This window comes from Actinophytocola sp., assembly GCF_036378875.1.
Classification (GTDB): domain Bacteria; phylum Actinomycetota; class Actinomycetes; order Mycobacteriales; family Pseudonocardiaceae; genus Actinophytocola.
In genome coordinates this window covers 55970-74292 of the sequence record NZ_DASUVO010000145.1, presented here as the reverse complement: position 1 = coordinate 74292, position 18323 = coordinate 55970, and the positions used below count along the sequence as shown (strand labels likewise).

Sequence of the window (18323 nt, the reverse complement as noted above, 5' to 3'; positions counted from 1 at the left end):
CAGATCTGCCCGGAGTCCGACTACACGGGCTTTCTCGTGGTGTCGCGGATATGGGACAACGCAGACGTCCGCAACTGGAGCTTGGTGACTGACCGAATCCATGCGGCGGACTCGCTGGCAGGCATCGAGCTCGCGACCACTGGATCAGGGATCTCGGGTTTCGAAAGCCGTCTTCCGGCCCGGACGGTCTCGAACATCTCCGACGATCACTTTTTCGTCGGTGCGTCCTACATGAGGGACAGGGACGATATTCGGCAGCTCCAGGCGGACTACGTGGCAGCGGCCAAGCGCGCGCGAGATGCCGGATTCGACATCATCAATATTCACGGCTCTGAAGCATGGAGCATCTGCTCGATGTTCCTAATGCGCCTCTACAACCACCGCACCGACGAGTACGGCGGCTCGCTCGCGAACCGCGCTCGGTTTTGGCTTGAGACGCTCGAGCTTGTCAAGGAAGCCGTCGGTGACGACTGTGCCATCGCTGCGCGCCACTGCATCGACTCGCTGCGCGGCGAGGAGGGGATCCGCGTCGACGACGACGGGATCGGCTTCATCGAGCTGGCCGACCACCTCGTCGACCTGTGGGATTTGCAGGTTGGCGGCGAGGATCGCAATCACTGGGCACAGGACGTTGGGCCATCTCGGTTCTACGGCGAGAACTTTCAGGGCGAGTGGGTCTCGAAGGTCCGGCCGCACACGTCGAAGCCGATCGTGGCGGTTGGTCGCTTCACGAGTCCGGACTCGATGGTGGCTGTCATCAGGAGCGGCCAGCAGGACATCATTGGCGCGGCGCGCGCTTCGATCTCGGACCCGTTTCTACCAGTGAAAATTGACGAGGGACGCATCGACGACATTCGTGAGTGCATCGGATGCAACGTGTGCGTGTCGCGGATCAACGCGATTAGCCCGATCGTTTGCACACAGAACGCCACGATCGGCGAGGAGTACCGCCGCGGTTGGCATCCCGAGCGCGTGTCGTCGACACGTAGCGCCGAACGGAGCGTGCTCGTCGTAGGCGCCGGACCGGCAGGGCTGGAATGCGGGATCGTTCTCGCTCAACAAGGTGTCGAGTATGTCCACGTCGTAGACGGTTCCCGACACGTCGGTGGGCACTTCCACTGGGTTCCGCGACTGCCAGGCCTCGCCGAGTGGATCCGCGTCGTCGATTACCGGAAGGCGATTGCCGAGCGTCTCAGCAACCTCGCGGTGGTGCCAAACAAGCCATTGTCGCTCGAAGACATCTTGGAATACGGCGCCGACCGCGTGATACTCGCGACCGGATCGCGCTGGGCACGGGACGGCCTGAATGGCATTAACCAAGGACCAGTGCCTGGGGCTGATGCCGCCGATGGCCACGTCTTCACGCCTGAGCAGATCATGGTCGACGGAGCCGCCGTGCCCGGTGACCACGTGATCATCTACGACTGCGAGGGCTACTTCATGGGGGTGAGCCTCGCAGAGCGGCTCGCGCTCGAGGGTAAACGCGTGACGTTCGTCACGCCGCTGGCGTCACCTGGTCCGTACCTGGAGTACACGGGGGAAAGTCAGATGATGACGCCGCGGTTGCACGAGCTTGGTGTGGAGCTTGCGATCGGCTACGTGATCGATCAGGTCAGCCAGTCAGGCGCGAGCGGATTCCTGCGTGACTACCCGGTGAAGCGCGTGTCGTGGTCCGCTGACGCGGTCGTCCTTACGACGCAACGCGTGCCGAACGATGGGCTCTATCGCGAGCTTAAGCGTGACTCGGCGCGTCTCCGCGACGCCGGCATCTCGGAGCTGTACCGCGTCGGCGACTGCGTCGCACCGCGACCGCAGGTCGCAGACGCGATCTTCGATGCGCATCGCCTCGCGCGCGAGATCGACTCGGACGATCCGGCGACGCCGTTGCCTTGGATCCGCGAGAACCGCTGGCTGGGTGCGATCGATGCCGACTATGACGAAGTGGTTGGCGGAACTCTCGACTATGCTGTTAGCTCGGCGACGCGCGCGCGGATTGCGGCACGCTCTTCGTTCTGATGCAGTGTCCGATCGCGTCGTGGATGCCCGCTCGATGAGCCCGAAGGAATGGGGCGTGCGCGATGTCTCTGCCCGCGAAAGACTAGACGGCGGTCCCGCCGCGAACCTCGCCGCCGTACAGGTCCAAGTGCGGAAGGTGGTGGTCCTGTTCGCCTTGAGCGTCTGCCCAGAATGGCATCGGCGCTGGGAAGGCCGCCGTGCTGGCACCCCAGGCTAGGGCTTGAAGGTCGAGGTCGAGCCGCCCTGTCTGTAGGTCGACCAGCGTCCGTATGGCTACGGGATCAGGCGCGGCCGCGGTCGCGGTCGCAGCACCGCGAGCGAAGGCCTCGGCATCCCAGGTCGTTCGATCGGCGTGGAGGGGCCGCGCTCCAGCGGCCATTGCGACGATCGTGTCGTGTCGGAGCGGCCCGTCGGCATTGAGGAGACCGCAGATTCGGTCGCCGAACAGTAACCCCGCCGCGTACGCGGAGCGCGACGACCAGCTGCCAGGACGGTCGTAGATTTCGCCGGAGAGCCAGCGCGCGACGAACTCGGCGCTCAGGCCCGCGGCCGTTCGGCTCGGCGGCTGGAACCATCGCGCCATGTCAAACGCGTTCGACATCGCTACAACGGCTACGCCGTGATGGGGATACACGCGTGCGAACGAGCACCAGCCAAAGGGGTATTGCCCACCGATCCCTATCCAGGCGTTGGGTGAGTCGAGATCGCCCATCGCCACACCGAGTCCGAAGCCATACACCTGATCCTCGACGAGCGTGGTTACGTGTTGGTTGACCATCGTGAGGATGCTCGACGGCTGCACCAGTGCTCCGTAGTGCGAATGGTCGGGAAGGAAAAGGGCAGCGAGGAACTTCACGCAGTCCTCCGCGGTGGTGAGGAGCCCTGCGCCCGGGTAGACCGCTGAATGAATGGGAGGGCACGGGACGCCCCAGGACCCGAATACGCCGTAGCCGGTTGCTCGGCAGCTCTCGTCCTCCCCGGGAGCTGTGGGTGCTGGGATCGAGGTCGACCGGAGAGCGAGCGGGCCGAAGATCTCGCGGGCGACGTAGTCGCTGAAGGAGAGGCCGTCCGGGTTCGTGGTGGCGACGAGCTGGCCCAACATGCCAAAGCCGAAGTTCGAGTACTGGAACTGGCCGGTTGGCGCCGTCCAGCGCGCGCCGCGACCGCCGTACTCGCGCCCGCGCGGCGATCGAAGGCCCTGCTGCAGATGCTCATGAAGAGGCAGGGGCGCAGTGAGACTCGCGTCGTTGGTGTCCCACCGCAGTCCGGACGTGTGTGTGAGTAAGTGATAGGCCGTCACTCGCGTCTGGTCGCGCGGGTTGGTCGCCACGAGATCCGTGTAGTCGCTGATCGGTGCGTCGATGCGTAGATGGCCGCGGTCGTGCAGCTGCAATACGGCGGCCGCCACAACAAGCTTGCTGATCGAGCCGGCGCGTATGACGTGGTCGCGTCGCATCACCGTCGGTGTCCCGAGGTCCGCCATGCCGAAAGCACGGCTGTACGCGAGGCCAGACGAGTCAGCGATCGCGAAGGTCAGGCCCGGTGTGCGCGTTACGCGAATCGCATCGGGAATGAAAGTATCCAGAGCCGATGCGAGGCGGTCGGAAATCATCGAATCTTGGCCTTCCGTGCTTGCGCTGACCAGCGCTTTAGGGCGTCAAGAAGCTCTTTGTCGAGAAGATGGCGGCGACCACCAGGGCGCCAACCGCCGAGATCCCGGCGGCCGTCGCCAGCGCGTGGTGGAAGCCGGAAAGGGCAGAAGTGGGCGAGTCGTCGGTGCCTGCTGACGAGACGGCGGTCAAGACCGCGAGGCCCACAGCCGCGCCGATCTCCTGGGCGGACACGATGATCGCGGTGGCCAGACCGTGTGAAGCGGACGCGACGCCGCGTATGGCGAGGGTCGTAAACATCACGCAGGCTGCGAAGTGGCCCGCACCCATGATGGCGCAGCCCGCGAGCAGAGCCGCCAGGCCGTCGCCGAGCTGGGTCGAGATCATGAGGAGGATTCCAGCGGCTTGAAGCAGCATGGCGACGACGAGGACGGGGACGACGCCAAAGCGGCGCGAAGCGAGCGGACAGGTCCGTGCTGACGCGACGCCCGCCGCGCCCAATACGGCGAGGGCGAGGCCTCCTGTCCCCGCGGTGTAGCGAAAGAGGTCCTGTAGGAAGGTGGCGAGGAGCACGAATACGCCGGTGCCAGCTGCGACCGTGAGCACCGCGGCGACCGTCGCGCCTGCGACGGTGCCGCGACGTAGAAGCTGGCGGCTGAAAAGTGGCTGTGGCGCGCGTCGGTCGGCTCGGTATGCAGCCCACCCAGCGAGCAGCGCAACCATCAAGAGCGCTCCCGCCTCAGGCGACAGCGCGGCGGCGCTCGTGGCAGCGCTGAGTGCCCAAAGGAGTGCGGCCAGCGCGATGGTCGTCGCAACGGCCCGTGGCACCTCACCGGCCATCGGTTGCCTGACGGCAGGTACGGCGCGTGTGGCTCGAAGTACGGCCACGACCGCGATGAGGGCCAAGCCGGCATCGACGAAGAAGCCGGAGCGCCAACCCAACACGTCTGTCAGAAAGCCGCCAACGACCGTGCCAAACACGAGCGCGAAGGAGATGAGGGCGCCGTAGACGCCTAGAGCGCGGTCACGCATCGGACCCTCATCCACGTGAGCCGTGACAAGTGAGAGTGCCGCGGGGACGGCGATCGCGGCGCCGATGCCGAGGGCTGCCCGTGCTACGAGCAGACCGGCCTGCGTCGTCGCAACGCCGGCGCCGAGCGACGCGAGGCTGAGCAATCCGAGGGCGGCGATGAGGACGCGACGCCGCCCAAGGAGGTCGGCCAAGCGCCCGCCCGCAATCAGAAAGCACCCGAAGGGAAGGGCGGCGGCGGTGATGACCCACTGGGCGGTGGCCGGGGAGAAGCCGAGGTCGTCGCGAACTGAGGGCAGTGCCACGGCCGCGATGTTGAAGTCGAGCATCACGATGACGGGCGCCAGCGACGTGATGATCGTGCGGAGAGCAGGACGCATGGTCAGTCCTTCATGGCGCGCTGGCTGATCACGCCTCCTGGATGGTCGACGGTGATCGACTGGCCGGTACGGGGTCAGTCAGTCCACGATGTAGACGCAGCCGCCGTCAGTAAGGCCACCACCAATCGCGCCGAGAAAGACCCTTTGCCCTCGCGCGAGCGGTCGCTGTTTGTGTGTCCAGTGCAGCGTGACGGGCAGTGACGCGGCTCCGAGGTTTCCGTAGAACGGCCCGGTCAGCGGCACGCGTTCCCGGTCGATTCCGAGCCCGTCGGCAAGCTGGCGGAGCATGTTCGGGTTCGCCTGATGGAAGACGTAGCGATCGATGTCGACCCGTTTCAGGCCGGCGTCATCGAGGACGGCGTCGATGAGACGCGGGAAGTGCTCAAGCACGTAGTCAGCGACCACCCGGCCGCGCATGCGGAAGTACTGCGCGCCCTCGACGAGAGCGGCCGGGTCGAGCGGCTGGCGGCTGCCGCCGCCACGAACCCCGACAGCATCGTAGAACTCGCCGCGGCAACGCAGCCTCAGGGCGCGTAAGCCACAACCATCGCGCACGGGACCGACGACGGCGGCCCCCGCTCCATCTCCGAAGATCGGAGCGGTAGAACGATCGGTGACGTCGAGGAGCTGCGAGTACTTGTCGGCCGCGATGACGAGGACCTTCGGACCAGTCCACGTCTCTTTCGCGAGAGCAGCTCCGATGGCGAGCGCATACATGAAGCCGCAGCAGACGGCGTTGACGTCAAAGGCGGCGACCGGCGGCAATCCAAGGCGATCGGCAACCTTCGCTGCGGTCGCCGGCTGGGGTTGGTCGCCGGTCGACGTGGCGACAACGACGGCACCGACGCCAGCGAGAGCGTCGGGGTAATCGTGGACGAGGTCCTCGACCGCATCGGCCGCGAGCGACGATGTCGGCGTCGCGGGTGCCGCATAGCGGCGGGTGTGTATTCCGGTCTTACGCACGATCCATTCGGGAGTGACACCCGCGGCGGGCGCGACCGCCTCATTCGGGACCTCGAGGTCGCCGATGGAACTGCCGAGGGCGAGGATTCCGATGTCCACTGACGTGCTCCTTTGCGCATGAGTTGGAGATGACCTAACACGCCTTGAGGACCACTGCAGTCCACGCGAACCCCGTGGCGCCACCGACAAGCAGAGCCGTGTTGCCCGGCTTGAATCGCCCTGACTCGACGAGTCGATGCAGACCAAGGAGATGGTCTCCAGGTCCCATGTGGCCGATGTTGCGGCCGTACGCCCACAGGTCGTCGTCGACGTCGCGGCCGATTGGTCGGAGCTCGCGCTCAATGAGCTCACGCCCCAGGAACTGGTACACGACGTGATCGACATCGGCGATCTCAACCTGTGCGTCGCCGGTGGCCGCGTGAACCGCGGCAGAGATGCCACGGTCGTGGCGTCGCCAGAACTCGTCACGTGTCATCTCGGTTGCCCAAAAACTACGTGCGCGGTCGCGAAGGACGATGGGGTGAGCGGCGCTGTGGCGACACGGTCCATATGGCTCGTCGCCGCGCCCGAGCTTCTCGAGGGACGGATCGGTGACCGAGGCGGTCGCAAGGATCCGGGCGAAACCGCTTCGTCTGGACGCGACAAGGGCGCCGCCTCCGTCACCCATGACGAACCCCGAGCCGGTCTGCCAGCGGTCGATATAAGGGGCCGGCCACGTGTCCCCGGACGTGATGACCGCCGCAGACATGGCTGCACTGGGGCACGCGACGAGGTACGCGCACGCGAGTTGGAGGCCGCCGAGAGCCGCGTTGCAACCGTTTCGTAGCTCGGCGGCGTAGCACTGGGAGCCGATCGCGAGTCGATTCTGCACGTCAGCAGCGGCGTTCGCGAGGTCGACGCCGCAGTGCATTGACCAGGTGTGAAGGAGCAGGGCCACGTCGTCTGGCGCGTGCCCAGACCGTTCGAGAGCGGCACGGCCCGCGGTGGCGGCCATTTCGGTGGTGGACTGCCCGGGCGGAGCGATGGCGGCCCCAACTTGCTGAGTTCGGGCAGCCTCGTCTGGGGCGTAGCCTCCGGCGGCGATGACCGTAGCGGCGGGGGTGATCGGCGGAACGTACGCGCCCGTTCCGGCCACGAAGAGGTCGACGTGATCCCAACGCATCCGTGCTCCTTGCTCGCTGGTCGTCGGAGACACGGTTGCCTCCGTCGGCGGGACTCACGACGTGGTCCCAGGTTCACGCCCCTCAGACCTTGGCCTCTTGAACCGTGTTCCCGCCGTCGATCACGAGCGACTGGCCCGTGATGTACGACGCCGCCGGCGTGGCGAGGAACGCGATGAGCTCGGCGACCTCGTCCCCCGTCCCGGGCCGGCCGATCGGCGTGCGCGCGGCGGCCTCGCGGTCGGACACGGTCATCATCGCCGTGTCGATAAAGCCCGGGGCCACGCTGTTGACCGTGACGCCGCGGGCCGCGACCTCGAGCGCCAGGGCGCGGGTGAGCCCGTCGACGCCGGCCTTCGCCGCGCTGTAGGCGGCGACGCCGGGAAGGCTGACGTGCGGACCGGTGACCGACGAGACGGTCACGATGCGCCCGTAGCCGCGGGACGCCATGCCCGGCGCGATCAGCCGGCAGAGGTGAAACGCCGCGGTCAGGTTCGCGTCGAGGACGCGGTGCCAGGCCTTCGGTTCGAGCTGCGCGAACGGGACGTTGGCGGGTGGCGTGCCGTCCTGGCGGCCGCCGGCGCTGTTGACGAGGATGTCCGGCCAGCCGATGTGTGTGGCGACCTCCTCGACCAGGCGCTCGGTCGCGTTCCAGTCGCCAAGGTCGGCGACGTACGCCGGCGCCGCGAGCTCGCGGCCGCGGTCGTGGGCGCGCGGCGAGCTGGCGGTGACGGCGACCGTTGCGCCGCGACGGGCGAGCAGGCGCGCGGTGGCGTAGCCGATGCCGGCGGCGCTGCCGACGCCGGTCACCAGCGCGGTGTGACCGGCGAGCGGGCCGAAGTCAGTCATGGTTCGGCGTCCCCTCCATGAGCGCTCAAACGTGTGGGTCACCCCGACCGTAGCCGACCGCGCGGCCGCGCCAAAGAGGCTGGACGGACGAGGCGCGCTGCTGCGTGAGGGCGGTCGACCGTTCGGGGGATATGGCGGTGTGCTACGCGCGGGCTAGGGTCGGTCGGATGCTCTCATCGAGCGGATGGAAAGGGCGATCGGCATGGCCGAAGTGCAGTTCGAGTCTCCCCAGTCGGCGCACTGGAAGAAACGTGCCTGCGAAGTGATTCCGGGCGGGGTGCAATCCGCAAACCGCAGGAAGGACGATCCTTGCCTGGTCTTCACCGGCGGGGGCAAGGCCCGGATCAGGACCGCGACGGGCGAGGAACTCATCGACTACTGGGGCGGGGGCGGTCCGAACATCTTGGGCCAGGCGCCCGAGTACGTCATCGAGAAGACGTACGAGGCGATGAGGGGCGGATCGGTGATCGGCGCCGGGATAACGGTCGGCGAGGTGGAGCTCGCCGAGCGCCTGCTTGCCCACGTGCCCTGGCGGCAGTCGATCCTCTTCGCATGCGAAGGGTCGACCGTGACGCAGTACGCCGGCCGGCTCGCACGAGCGGTGACGGGGCGTGACTGCTACATCAAGGCGGAGGGCGGTTATCACGGCTACTGGGACGGCGCGCTGGTCAGCGTCGACCCAACTGCCGAGTGGCTCGGCCGGCCGATGCCGCACTCGAAGGGCATGTTGCCTGAGGTCGTGGCGAAGACGATGGTGGTCAAGTACAACGACCTTGGGGCGATCCGCGGCCTGCTCGAGCAGCACGGGGAGCGCATCGCCGCGGTGATGGTCGAGCCGGTGCTCCACTCCGCTCCCACGATCCTGCCGCGGTCTGGCTATCTGCGGGGTCTGCGGGAGCTCTGCGACGAGTTCGGGAGTCTGCTCGTCTTCGACGAGATGGTGACGGGAACGCGGTTGCACTTGGGCGGTTACCAGGTCGTCGAGGGGGTTCAGCCCGATCTGACCGCCGGCGGGAAGGCGGTCAGCGGCGGCGTAGTGCCGCTGAGCTATCTGCGTGGACGACCGGAGCTCATGGACCGGTTCTCGACGCGTCCGCTCGGGGACGTGGCGTGGACAGGCACGTACAACGCGTTCCCGGCCGCGCTCGCCGCGGGCCTCGCGACCGATGACGTGCTCGCAAACGGCGAGATTCACGAGCACATCAACCGCCTCGGTGAGGCGATGCGGGCCGGCCTGCGCGACATCGTGGCGGAAGCTGGCATCGAGGCGAGCGTCCTCGGGCTCGGGAGTGTCTACACACTGTGGTTCGGCCCGGAGCCGACCGACTACAGCGACGTCCTGGCGGGCGACCGCGTGCTGTTTGCGCGGCACCGGCGCGGGCTGGTGCGGCGTGGGGTCTGGGAAAAGCCGGGATACGACGGGGCCGGGCGCTGCGTGATCAGCGCGGCGCACACTCAGGCGGACATCGACCTGACGCTTGAGGCGCAGCGGGACGCGCTGCGCGAGGCCCTCAAGGTGGGAGACGGGGCGTGACAAAGGAGGAGCCGGTGTTCGACCACGTCGGCATGCCGATGCCCGACGCAGACGCAGCAGACGACGCACGGCCGGAGCGCGTCGACGTCGAGGGTGTCGCGGGCGCGATGCCGAGGCGCGGGCCCGCGCCGGCCATCCGCAGGGTGCTAGGCGCACTGCGCAGGCGCAAGGGAGCGTGACGTGACAGCAGGGAGGTTGTCGCTGGACCACGTCGGCATCGTGGTGCCATCCATGGACGAGGCGATCGACTGGTGGACGACGCTGTTCGGCGTGCGGCTGGTCTGGCGAGAGCAGCCGGTCGACGTGGAGGGTGCACGGTTAGGGTTGCCGGGCGAGGCGGTGCGCCTGCAGGGCGCGATCTTTGACACCGGCGGGAGTGCGTTCCTCGAGCTGCACGAGTACTTCAAGCCGGCGGGCGCATCGCCGCGACGGCCGTGCGACACGGGGTACAACCATCTCTCGTTCTACGCGGAGGACCTGGCGCACGAGTACGGCCGACTGCAGGCCGCGGGGATGACGTTCTTCGGGGAGCCGATGCTGATCACATCGGGCGGCCTGGTTGGTCACCAGTGGGTGTGGGGCGCTGACCCGTGGGGCACCGTGGTCGAGCTGCACCAGCACGCGCGGCCACACGGCGAAGCGGGTCGCCTCGTGCTGGACCACCCGGGGATCACCGTGGAGGACCTGGACGTCGCGACGCGCTGGTACTGCGAGGCGTACGGCTGGACCGTGCGCTGGACCGAAGGCTGGACCGAGATTGACGGCCGGCTGTTCGGCATGGACGAGAAAGTGATCCAGCTGCGCGGGCGGATCCTCGACACCGGCGGCACGTTCGTCGAGCTGCACGAGTTCGGGTCACCGCGCGGGACCGGCAAGCGGCGCACGTGCGACCTCGGACAGGGACACATCGCGGTATACGCCCACGACATCGTGGGTGAGTACGAGCGGCTCTCGGTGGGCGGCATGCAGTTCTACAAGGACGTGATGCGGATCCCGGATGGCGCGCTCAAGGGATTCGACTGGGCGTACGGCGTGACGCCGTTCGGCACCACCGTCGAGATCTGTCGTCACCCGCCGGCACCGGTGCTGGCGCTGGGTTGACGGGAGCCGGGTCGGCGGCCGCGGTGGGCGGCGGCCGCCGCCCTTGGGAGGGAGCACGGACGATGAAGCTCGAAGGACAAGTTGCGATCGTGACCGGCGGCACCCGGGGACTCGGGCAGGCGATCGCGGAGGCATTCGTCGAAGAGGGCGCAAAGGTCGTGTGCGCCTCGCGGTCGGCTCCGCAGTTCTCGGGGGGGCCTGGGCCGCTGCTATCCGGGCGCGTCGACGTCGCGGAACGCGGCTCCGTGCGTGCGCTGGTCGATGACGTGACCGCGGCGCTCGGACGCGTGGACATCATGGTCGCGAACGCCGCGGTGAGCCACGACGGCAAGCTGGATGAGCTGTCGGAGGAGGCATGGGCGGCGACCGTCGACGTCAACCTGACAGGCGTCTTCCGCTCGATCACCGCCGTGGTCCCACAGATGCGGCGCCAAGGCGGCGGCACGATCATCACGGTGTCGTCGAGTATGGCGCGGCGGCCCGCCGTAGGCACGGGGGCCTACGGCGTGACCAAGGCGGCCGTCGACGCGCTGACCGAGCGATTCGGCGTCGAGCTGGGCCGCGACGGCATCCGTGTGAACGGCATCGCGCCCGGAGTGCTCGACGAGGGCATGGGAGCGCGACTCGCGGAGCACGAGCACGTGTGGGCGAGCTACGCCAAGCGGTTCGCGATGCGTCGGCCGGGAAAGGCCGCCGAGGTCGCGCAGTGTGCGGTCTTCCTGGCGAGCAAAGACAGTTCGTACGTAAACGGGACAGTGTTCGAGGTCACGGGCGGCCTGTCCTGGGGATGAGCAAGAAGGAGCGGGTTGGTGGGTCACAGGGACGCGGAACGCAGATCCGGACTAGGAACGCTCGCGGAGGTGCGCGCCAAGCTCGCAGCGATGCCTGACGGGCTGACGTGGGAGAAAGAACCGCATCACAACTGGTGGGCGCGGGCCGGTAGGCACCGGTGGAGCGTGCACTTCATCCCAGGGATGGTCACCGGGCGGTCGCCGGAGCTGGCGGGCCTCGGTCGGCACCAGGTGCTGATCGCGGACGAGTACGCGTGGCAGAAGCAGGGTGGCAGCCTCGCGGCCTACTACGACGACCTCGGTGTCCGCTGGCAGGTGATCACGGTCCCGGCCGGGGAAAAGGCGAAGGACCTCGCCGTGGTGCGCTCCGTGGCCGCCGAGCTCGCGGATGTCGAGCTCGGCCCCGATTCCGTCGTCGTCGGGGTCGGGGGTAGCGCGATCGGCGACGTCGTCCGAATGCTGATGGCGCTGTGGGATGGCGGACGGGACTGCGCCCTGTTGGCCACGACGCCGCTATCGGCTGTCGACGGTGACGTCGGGACGAAGAACTTCGTCGACCTGCTGGCGGCGTCGGGAGACCGGCTGAAGAACAAGCTGCGCGTCCACCGTCCCGCGCTGGTGACGATCGCGGACCCCGACCTCTTCCGGACAGTGCCCGATGCGCACGTTCGTAGCGCGAGCTGCGAGATCGTCAAGACGATGATCGACGACCCCGGGATCATCGCGACCCTGGAGGCCAGTGGGCTCGAAATGCAGGCCGCCTGTTGGAGCGATGCCCCGTCGTTAGCAGTACTCGCGCGCGCAACCGACACGATGCTGCGGGCGATCCAGTCGAACCCCGACGACAAGATCACCCTGCGCACCATGAACTTTGGGCATTTCATCGGGAAAACGATCGAGCTGATGGCCGTCCCGCCGATGCCACACGGCTGGTCGGTCGGGATCTGCATGGCCGTGACGATCAAGGCCGCAGAGGCACGCGGGTACGTCAGCGGCGAGTACTGCGAGCGGCTGCTGCGGCTGATGCACAAGCTGGACCTGCCGATGTGGCACCCACTGCTCACGCGAGACGTGTTCGTACGTGCGATCAAGGACACGACGAGGTCACGCAAGGGGCCGGACACGGTGCCCGTTCCCGACGAGAAGGAGCGACACCGGTTCGTGAGCCTCGGAGTCGACGAGCTCGTCGACGCGGCCAAGTGCCTGCGCGACTGGCAGCCGGTCGCCTGACCTAGGCGTCCTGCAGGCACAGCTCCGCCACGGTCGCGTCGATTTCCGCAGCCTCGGCGCACGGCCCGCAGATGCGTGTTTTCGGCATGCGGTACGGGTACGTGGTCTTGCACTCGATGCACGTGCGCCGGGCGCGTTCCATGGCAGCGACCGACGCGAGCAGTGCGGGCGTCTGGGTACGCGACGGCTGCGTGAGGTCCTCGCGGTACAGCAAGGCGGTGCGCCGGCCACGCTTCCAGACGATCAGCCCGAAGGGCTCCTGGCCACGGCCAAGGCGTCGCCGGGCGGCGCGGAGCTGCGTGCGTGTTCGAAGGCCCTGAGGCGCCCACCCCCAGCGCCAGTAGGGCAGGCCGTCGCGGAAGCCCATGCAGAAGGTGTTCGTTCCGTCCCAGAGCTCGAGGGGCTTCAGCGCCATGACGGCTCACCGGCCCTGCAGACGTGGTCCAGGTGGCGGATGGCGCTGGTGAACGGGCGATCGTGGCGCGACAATGGGATCGCCCCTTCCCGAGGTTCTGGTACGGACGCGGGAGTGGTCGGCGGCCGGGTGGCCTACGCAGCGGTGCCGTGCGGGCGGTCTGCGTAGGTCACCGGGTCATCGAGCTCATGGTGCGGGGGAATAGCGCCCCAAGGCCGAGCGCTCGTAGCGGTTCTTCGACGGCTGCGAAGCGGAGTGCCGCCGCGGCTTCCAGCGCGTCGATGTCGACCCGCAGCTCGTCGTTCAGACCAGCCAGGCGCCAAGACGTGCGGGCCTGTTCGCGGCCGGCCTGGAGTTTGGCGACGACGTTGGGCTTGAGTTCGTCGATCGGCTCGTTGGCGTCGAGTCGGCGGTAGACCTCAGCCAGCGTGCCGCAAGCGGCGAGGGCCGTGAGCGCTGACTTCGGCCCAACGCCGGGGACGCCGGGGATACCGTCCGAGCGGTCACCGGCCATCGCCCGGAGGTCGCGGACCTGGTGAGGATGGACGCCGAGCACCTGCCGGCACTCCGCCGGGCCGCAGGTGAGGTGAGCGCCGCCCGCCCGCAGCAGCCGCACGCGGACGCGGTCGGAGCAGAGCGCGAGCATGTCCCTGTCGCCGGAGACGATCAGGACGCGGCCGCGGTACGCGGCGCAGACCGACGCGATGACGTCGTCCGCCTCCCACCGGTCGACCTCGCGGACCGGCCAGCGCAGCAGCTCCAGCGCCGCGAAGGTCAGGTGCAAGTTGGCGACGCGGCTCTCATCGGGCGGCGGGCGGTGAGCCTTGTAGCTGGCGTCGATCGTGCGCCGACCTTCGTTGGCGCGCGTGCCGTCGCGCGCGACGAGGAGGTGCGACGGCGAGAGCTTGCGGATGAGTTTCGCCGCCTGGTCCAGCGCACCGACCGCCCCGGCGACCGAGCGACCCTCAGGGTCGGTGATCGGCTCGGCGCGGGGGGCGTGGTGGTGGCGAGCGACGAGGTTCGAGATGTCGAGGCAGACCAGCATGGCGACGGCTTCCGTGATGGGTGAGAACGGTCGGCGTCAGAGGGCGACGACGCGCAGCGCGCTGAAGGTGCCGGGGTCGAGCCGCAGGACGAGGCCCACCAGCGGGAGATCCTCAGGGTCGTCGAGGACGTCCAGGCGCACCCAGACGTCGCCGACCTGAGTGACGTAGCCAGGCTCAAACGCACCGTGCGCGAACTGGCGCCGCTGGAGCTCGTCGAGCACCGCGAACGCCCGCTGTGCATCGGGGCCGTCGAAGCACAGCTCGGGGAGCCCGTGTCGCGACAGACCGATTGTGTAGCTGAGCGAGGGGTTCGAGTAGAAGGCGCACCGGGCCCTCGTGAGGACGTGGCGAAGCGGGAGGACGGTCTTGACGTAGAACGCGGCGTGGCGGACGAGGCGGCCGACGGACATGGCGCGAACCTTTCTGCGAGGGGCCGGTCAGGCAGGGTTGGCGAGCATGGGGAAACCGTGCTCGCGCATCCAGGCGGCCGTGGCCTCGTGGTCGGGGTCGTCCGGGCGCACGGGCCAGACCTTGCGCCAGCTCGGCTGGCCGTCGACGACCGTGATCTCGTCGAGCGTGTGTCCGTCGTCGTCGAAGTTGTCGGCGGGCCTGTAGTGCTCGAGCAACGTGAGCGGCTCGCCATACTGCTCGACGAGGACCGCCCGGATGTCCTCAGCCGAGTTGGTGACTGAGCCGCCCATGCGTAGGTCGGTGACAATCGCGACGTGGCCCTTCTCGACTGGCCAGACGCGCAGGTGGGCAAAGCCGCCGCGGGCGAGCGTGCCGGACGGGTAGCACCACATCGGGTCGTTCACGACCAGGTCGCCGGTGGGTGTGAGGTCCGGTCGCGGCGCCCGGGGCGGCGCCGGTGGTTCGTCCCAGTAGACGCGTGGTCCGTCGCCAGCGCCGGCCGGGACGGAGTCCGGGGCGAGCACGCCGTCGGGCACCCACGGGGCCTGCTCGTGAGCCGCGGCGCCTGCGTCGCCGGCTGTCTGCATCGCGGCGGCGAGATCGCGGTAGGTGGCTTCGATGGTGGCGAGGAGGGTGTCGAGGTCGTGCAGCGGGCCTGTGACCTCAACCCCCCAGCCGTTGCCCTCGATGATGTCGACGAACGACTTCAAGTCGGCGCGCCACTGCGACACGCGGTCGGCGGCGGCGATGAGCTTGAGGATCGCGTCCTCATACATGTGGACCCCTCAGTGGTCGTGACGTTGGGGGAAGGGGAGCCTGCCGCCGGGTTTGTGACACCAGCGGCTCGTGCCGTCGTACGCGTCGCGCGCGCCGTTGCGTCGGGCCGTAGCGATTGCCCACGAGTCGAGCTCGGCGCACGTGTCGTACGCGGCTCCCCAGAGCGCGGCCAGGTCGTAGGCGGGGCCGCTGCCAAGCGGGGACGCGATGAGGTCGACGCCTGCGCGCTCGGCGATCTCCTCGGCGTTGACGAGGTGCATGAGTGCCGCCTTGACGTGTCGGGCGACCATCGTGGCTTCGTCGGTTGCCATCGTCGCGGGCGGGACCTGTCCGCCGTCGACGAGCTCGCGGAGGCGCGGGTGGCTCAAGCCGGGCCGCCAAGGTGCGGAGGGCGGCGTGGTCGGCGCGGACCGGTCGGGGAGTCGCCGCCACCGTGAGTGTGCTGCGCTACGGGTCAGGCCGGTCGCGGCGGCGATGCGGTCCCAGGTGACGCCAGCCCAGCGAGCGGTGCGGACGGCATCCTCCACGCGGTCGGTCGCGGCTGTGGCCTCGCCGGCGGCGTAGTACAGGGCGAGCTCGGGCACCTCGGTGTGCACGTGCCTGCTCCACTCCGGCGCGAGGATGTCTTCCTCCGCCTCCCGCGGCACCGCGCCGGTTGGGGACGGGCAACGCTCGCGGTCGACGACCGTCGGCCCCTGCCAGCCGCACGAGCAGCCCGCGCGCCAACCGGTCACCCGGTCGTGTGGTGCGGTGCGGGCGGCCTCGTCGGTCTTCGGCGCGATAAGCGCGGTGACAAAGCCGCGGTGAGCCAGGGCTGGCGGGTAGCCGCGGTGTAGCCAGGTCATAGCGATCCTCGCGTTCGGGGTGAGTGCTAGGAGAGTTGGTGTGCGATCGCGGTGAGGTCCTCGGTCGCGTTCCGCAGTGCGCTGTGTGCGGCGTCGTAGCTGTCGGCGTGCGCGCCGAACTGCTCGAACTCGCCGCGTCCGGCTTCCACGAGGCTGGCGACGTGGTTGGCGACCTGAGCGAGCGCTCGGCAGTAGTCGGCGACCTCGCGCCTGCGGAGTTCCTGCAGTTCGGTGGCGATCACGGGCTCGTTCGATTCCGTGGCGTCGGCGAAGGCCTTGGCCGCGGCGATGATGGCGACGACTGGGTTGGTGGCTGCCGGGTTGGTCTGCATGGTGTTCCTTCCGTGAGATGCGAGTGCGGCGCGGGTGCCGGGCCCCGTCGAAGGGTGAGGGACAGGGCCCGGCACCAGCTGTCATGCCGTGCGGCGGCGGCGCGTGACCACGGGCTTGGCGATCATGCCGCCGATGAGATCGTGCAGGATCGCGGCGTGGTCGAAGGCGAGGTCGGGGGTGTCGAGCGCCGGGTGCCACGCGACGCGTGACGCGTCGGTCCCCGGGGTGGGTTCTGCAGGCGCGTCCAGCATGGCCGCGTAGACCATCGTGACGTAGTGGCCGCGTGGGTCGCGGCCGATCTCGTCGTAGGCACCGACCTCCATGAGGTCGTGTGCCTTGATGTTGATTCCGGTCTCCTCCCGGAGCTCGCGGCGGGCTGCCTCGCGGGAAGTCTCACCATTCAGCTTGCCGCCGTTGCCGATCCAGGAGTCGACGTGACCGCCGGGGAGCGCCCACTTCCCGGCGTACGGCTCGTGCGCGCGCTCGACGAGCAAGACGCTGAGGCGGTTGTCGACGGGGGCCAACAGCACGACGTCGGCGGTGTAGTGGATGGTCGCGGGTTGGCGCTTGACCATGGTGGTTCTCCGTTTCAGTGGTGACCCGCTGCGGGGACGCAGCGGGGGTCTGTGGGGAGCGAGCTGCTCGCTGGGAACGCTGCGGCGAGGAGCTTGTGCCGGTCGCGGGTGGCGCGGGCGCGGTCAGCGGCGCGCAGGAACATCACGTGACTGGCGGGTGTCGCGGCGCGGGCAGCGTGCGCGTCCTCTTGCTCGGCGACATGGCCGGCCAGCTCGGCGGCGGCCAGGTGCCCGTGCGGGGTGTCGAGGCCCTTGGCGACGAGGGCGTGGTACGCGCGGCCACTATCGGCGGCGGCGTCGTAGTGCGACACTGGGGTGGACCCTTCTTGATCGGGAAGCGGTTGGTCCGGGGGGCCTGCGCGACCTTGCTTGGCGGCTGTCTGCGCGGGTCCCCCGGCGCTCTATGTGCGCTCGCTCGTCGTCTTCGCTGGCACTGGCACCAGGAGGATCGCGCCGTCTGCGCGCTGCGAGATCGCAAACGTGTCACCGGGCAGTGCGCTGGTCTTTCCGAGGGGGATGCGGCGCCGGTCATCGACCCGCACAGTGGGTACTGGCTTGAAGTCAGCGAACTCTGTCACGTGCCCACCATAACCCACCAAAACCCACTGGCAGTAGTGGGGTAATGGTGAATCCTGAGCGCACGGTGAAGGCGGCTGGTCATTGTGCGTCGTCGTCGCTGGGGTTGGGCAGCAGGTTGCGCCCGGCGGCGGAGTCCGTGATGAAGGCGCCGGGGGTCACGACGAGCGGCCGACGGGCAGTGGGGGGAGCGAGCTCGGTCTGGCGGGCGGCGCGCACGAGGGCCGCGAAGTCCGGGCGGACGGAGGTGGCCTCGTCCTCGACAACGAGGAGCGGGAGGTCGGCGGGGTCGAGACGGCCCAGCAGACGCTGGCGGGCGGCGGCGAGCTCGCGCAGCGCGTGCGCGATCTTCGGCGACATGGGTTGGGGCTGGCGCTCGGGCAGGTTGTCGGAGGTCATCGGTTGTCCTCTCGGGAAGTCGTCAGTCGTCTGTCGCATGCCCACCATAACCCACCAAAACCCACCGGCGCTAGTGGCAAATGAATGAGGTCAAGTGCACCAAGTAATGGGGTCCCGTGAGGGGGGTGAAGGACTCCCGAAAGACCCTCGCCACCCCACCCCCAAACTCCAGGTCAACACGGATATGGGGGTGCGAGTGGGGGTGGTGTGGGGGTGCCGAGTGGGGGTGGTGTGGGGGTGGCGTGAGGGTGTCGCGTGGGGGTGGCGTGGGGGTGCGGCGAG

Annotated in this window: 21 protein-coding genes; 6 read left to right on the top strand and 15 right to left on the bottom strand. The window is 68.6% G+C overall.

Annotated elements, in window-relative coordinates:
* On the top strand, positions 1-2016 hold a 2016-nt coding region (locus VF106_RS41910), incomplete at its 5' end, for an oxidoreductase (RefSeq protein ID WP_330845595.1).
* Positions 2017-2098: 82 nt separating this feature from the next.
* Here VF106_RS41910 and VF106_RS41905 read toward each other — a convergent pair.
* The 5 genes from VF106_RS41905 to VF106_RS41885 all read right to left on the bottom strand — a co-directional run bounded on the left by VF106_RS41905 (position 2099) and on the right by VF106_RS41885 (position 8008).
* Positions 2099-3628 (bottom strand): serine hydrolase domain-containing protein, encoded by a 1530-nt coding sequence (locus VF106_RS41905; RefSeq protein WP_330845594.1) that lies wholly within the window; start codon positions 3626-3628, stop codon positions 2099-2101.
* A gap of 37 nt (positions 3629-3665) precedes the next feature.
* On the bottom strand, positions 3666-5036 hold the full coding sequence (locus VF106_RS41900) for an MFS transporter (protein WP_330845592.1): 1371 nt from the start codon (positions 5034-5036) through the stop codon (positions 3666-3668).
* 78 nt (positions 5037-5114) lie between these two features.
* On the bottom strand, positions 5115-6098 hold the full coding sequence (locus VF106_RS41895; protein ID WP_330845591.1) for a 3-oxoacyl-ACP synthase III family protein: 984 nt from the start codon (positions 6096-6098) through the stop codon (positions 5115-5117).
* Between the two features lie 34 nt (positions 6099-6132).
* Positions 6133-7161, bottom strand: coding sequence for a ketoacyl-ACP synthase III family protein (locus VF106_RS41890; RefSeq protein WP_330845590.1), 1029 nt, complete (start codon positions 7159-7161; stop codon positions 6133-6135).
* An 82-nt stretch (positions 7162-7243) separates the two neighbouring features.
* Positions 7244-8008, bottom strand: coding sequence for an SDR family NAD(P)-dependent oxidoreductase (locus tag VF106_RS41885; RefSeq protein ID WP_330845589.1), 765 nt, complete (start codon positions 8006-8008; stop codon positions 7244-7246).
* A gap of 184 nt (positions 8009-8192) precedes the next feature.
* On the opposite strand from VF106_RS41885, the gene VF106_RS41880 reads away from it, so the two are divergent.
* The 5 genes from VF106_RS41880 (at position 8193) to VF106_RS41860 (ending at position 12664) form a co-directional block, all read left to right on the top strand.
* Positions 8193-9542, top strand: coding sequence for an aspartate aminotransferase family protein (locus VF106_RS41880; protein WP_330845588.1), 1350 nt, complete (start codon positions 8193-8195; stop codon positions 9540-9542).
* Positions 9539-9721, top strand: coding sequence for a hypothetical protein (locus VF106_RS41875; protein ID WP_330845587.1), 183 nt, complete (start codon positions 9539-9541; stop codon positions 9719-9721). Before VF106_RS41880 ends, VF106_RS41875 begins: the two co-directional genes overlap by 4 nt.
* A 1-nt stretch (position 9722) precedes the next feature.
* Entirely contained in the window at positions 9723-10643 is a 921-nt protein-coding gene (locus VF106_RS41870; RefSeq protein ID WP_330845586.1) for a VOC family protein, read from the top strand.
* Between the two features lie 62 nt (positions 10644-10705).
* Positions 10706-11434 carry an SDR family NAD(P)-dependent oxidoreductase gene (locus tag VF106_RS41865; protein WP_330845585.1) on the top strand — a complete coding sequence of 243 codons (729 nt, stop codon included), beginning with the start codon at positions 10706-10708 and terminating at the stop codon, positions 11432-11434.
* A gap of 90 nt (positions 11435-11524) precedes the next feature.
* On the top strand, positions 11525-12664 hold the full coding sequence (locus VF106_RS41860) for a 3-dehydroquinate synthase family protein (RefSeq protein WP_330845584.1): 1140 nt from the start codon (positions 11525-11527) through the stop codon (positions 12662-12664).
* A gap of 1 nt (position 12665) precedes the next feature.
* Here the strand turns inward: VF106_RS41860 and VF106_RS41855 are convergent, their stop codons facing one another.
* From VF106_RS41855 to VF106_RS41810, 10 genes are all read right to left on the bottom strand, one after another.
* Complete coding sequence (locus VF106_RS41855; RefSeq protein WP_330845583.1) at positions 12666-13079, bottom strand: RRQRL motif-containing zinc-binding protein; 414 nt, start codon at positions 13077-13079, stop codon at positions 12666-12668.
* Positions 13080-13248: 169 nt separating this feature from the next.
* Positions 13249-14124, bottom strand: a complete 876-nt coding sequence (locus tag VF106_RS41850) for a 5'-3' exonuclease (protein WP_330845582.1) — start codon at positions 14122-14124, stop codon at positions 13249-13251.
* Positions 14125-14160: 36 nt separating this feature from the next.
* A complete protein-coding gene (locus VF106_RS41845) occupies positions 14161-14535 on the bottom strand; it encodes a DUF4262 domain-containing protein (protein ID WP_330845581.1) in 375 nt (124 codons plus the stop codon).
* 27 nt (positions 14536-14562) lie between these two features.
* Positions 14563-15312 (bottom strand): hypothetical protein, encoded by a 750-nt coding sequence (locus VF106_RS41840; protein WP_330845580.1) that lies wholly within the window; start codon positions 15310-15312, stop codon positions 14563-14565.
* A gap of 9 nt (positions 15313-15321) precedes the next feature.
* Positions 15322-16158 (bottom strand): hypothetical protein, encoded by an 837-nt coding sequence (locus tag VF106_RS41835; RefSeq protein WP_330845579.1) that lies wholly within the window; start codon positions 16156-16158, stop codon positions 15322-15324.
* Between the two features lie 26 nt (positions 16159-16184).
* Positions 16185-16490: a hypothetical protein gene (locus VF106_RS41830; RefSeq protein WP_330845578.1), complete on the bottom strand. Its 306-nt coding sequence runs from the start codon at positions 16488-16490 to the stop codon at positions 16185-16187.
* A gap of 81 nt (positions 16491-16571) precedes the next feature.
* Positions 16572-17066, bottom strand: a complete 495-nt coding sequence (locus tag VF106_RS41825; RefSeq protein ID WP_330845577.1) for an NUDIX domain-containing protein — start codon at positions 17064-17066, stop codon at positions 16572-16574.
* Between the two features lie 14 nt (positions 17067-17080).
* A complete protein-coding gene (locus VF106_RS41820; protein WP_330845576.1) occupies positions 17081-17377 on the bottom strand; it encodes a hypothetical protein in 297 nt (98 codons plus the stop codon).
* A gap of 90 nt (positions 17378-17467) precedes the next feature.
* Positions 17468-17644 carry a hypothetical protein gene (locus VF106_RS41815; protein WP_330845575.1) on the bottom strand — a complete coding sequence of 59 codons (177 nt, stop codon included), beginning with the start codon at positions 17642-17644 and terminating at the stop codon, positions 17468-17470.
* 79 nt (positions 17645-17723) lie between these two features.
* Complete coding sequence (locus VF106_RS41810; RefSeq protein ID WP_330845574.1) at positions 17724-18041, bottom strand: hypothetical protein; 318 nt, start codon at positions 18039-18041, stop codon at positions 17724-17726.
* Between the last annotated feature and the right edge of the window lie 282 nt (positions 18042-18323).

Excerpts from the sequence above, each read along its gene's own strand:
- VF106_RS41905 (WP_330845594.1), bottom strand. The coding sequence starts at position 3,628 with ATGATTTCCGACCGCCTCGCATCGGCTCTGGATACTTTCATTCCCGAT.
- VF106_RS41900 (WP_330845592.1), bottom strand. The coding sequence starts at position 5,036 with ATGCGTCCTGCTCTCCGCACGATCATCACGTCGCTGGCGCCCGTCATC.
- VF106_RS41890 (WP_330845590.1), bottom strand. The coding sequence starts at position 7,161 with ATGCGTTGGGATCACGTCGACCTCTTCGTGGCCGGAACGGGCGCGTAC.
- VF106_RS41885 (WP_330845589.1), bottom strand. The coding sequence starts at position 8,008 with ATGACTGACTTCGGCCCGCTCGCCGGTCACACCGCGCTGGTGACCGGC.
- VF106_RS41880 (WP_330845588.1), top strand. The coding sequence starts at position 8,193 with ATGGAAAGGGCGATCGGCATGGCCGAAGTGCAGTTCGAGTCTCCCCAG.
- VF106_RS41865 (WP_330845585.1), top strand. The coding sequence starts at position 10,706 with ATGAAGCTCGAAGGACAAGTTGCGATCGTGACCGGCGGCACCCGGGGA.
- VF106_RS41860 (WP_330845584.1), top strand. The coding sequence starts at position 11,525 with ATGCCTGACGGGCTGACGTGGGAGAAAGAACCGCATCACAACTGGTGG.
- VF106_RS41855 (WP_330845583.1), bottom strand. The coding sequence starts at position 13,079 with ATGGCGCTGAAGCCCCTCGAGCTCTGGGACGGAACGAACACCTTCTGC.
- VF106_RS41850 (WP_330845582.1), bottom strand. The coding sequence starts at position 14,124 with ATGCTGGTCTGCCTCGACATCTCGAACCTCGTCGCTCGCCACCACCAC.
- VF106_RS41845 (WP_330845581.1), bottom strand. The coding sequence starts at position 14,535 with ATGTCCGTCGGCCGCCTCGTCCGCCACGCCGCGTTCTACGTCAAGACC.
- VF106_RS41840 (WP_330845580.1), bottom strand. The coding sequence starts at position 15,312 with ATGTATGAGGACGCGATCCTCAAGCTCATCGCCGCCGCCGACCGCGTG.
- VF106_RS41835 (WP_330845579.1), bottom strand. The coding sequence starts at position 16,158 with ATGACCTGGCTACACCGCGGCTACCCGCCAGCCCTGGCTCACCGCGGC.
- VF106_RS41830 (WP_330845578.1), bottom strand. The coding sequence starts at position 16,490 with ATGCAGACCAACCCGGCAGCCACCAACCCAGTCGTCGCCATCATCGCC.
- VF106_RS41825 (WP_330845577.1), bottom strand. The coding sequence starts at position 17,066 with ATGGTCAAGCGCCAACCCGCGACCATCCACTACACCGCCGACGTCGTG.
- VF106_RS41810 (WP_330845574.1), bottom strand. The coding sequence starts at position 18,041 with ATGACCTCCGACAACCTGCCCGAGCGCCAGCCCCAACCCATGTCGCCG.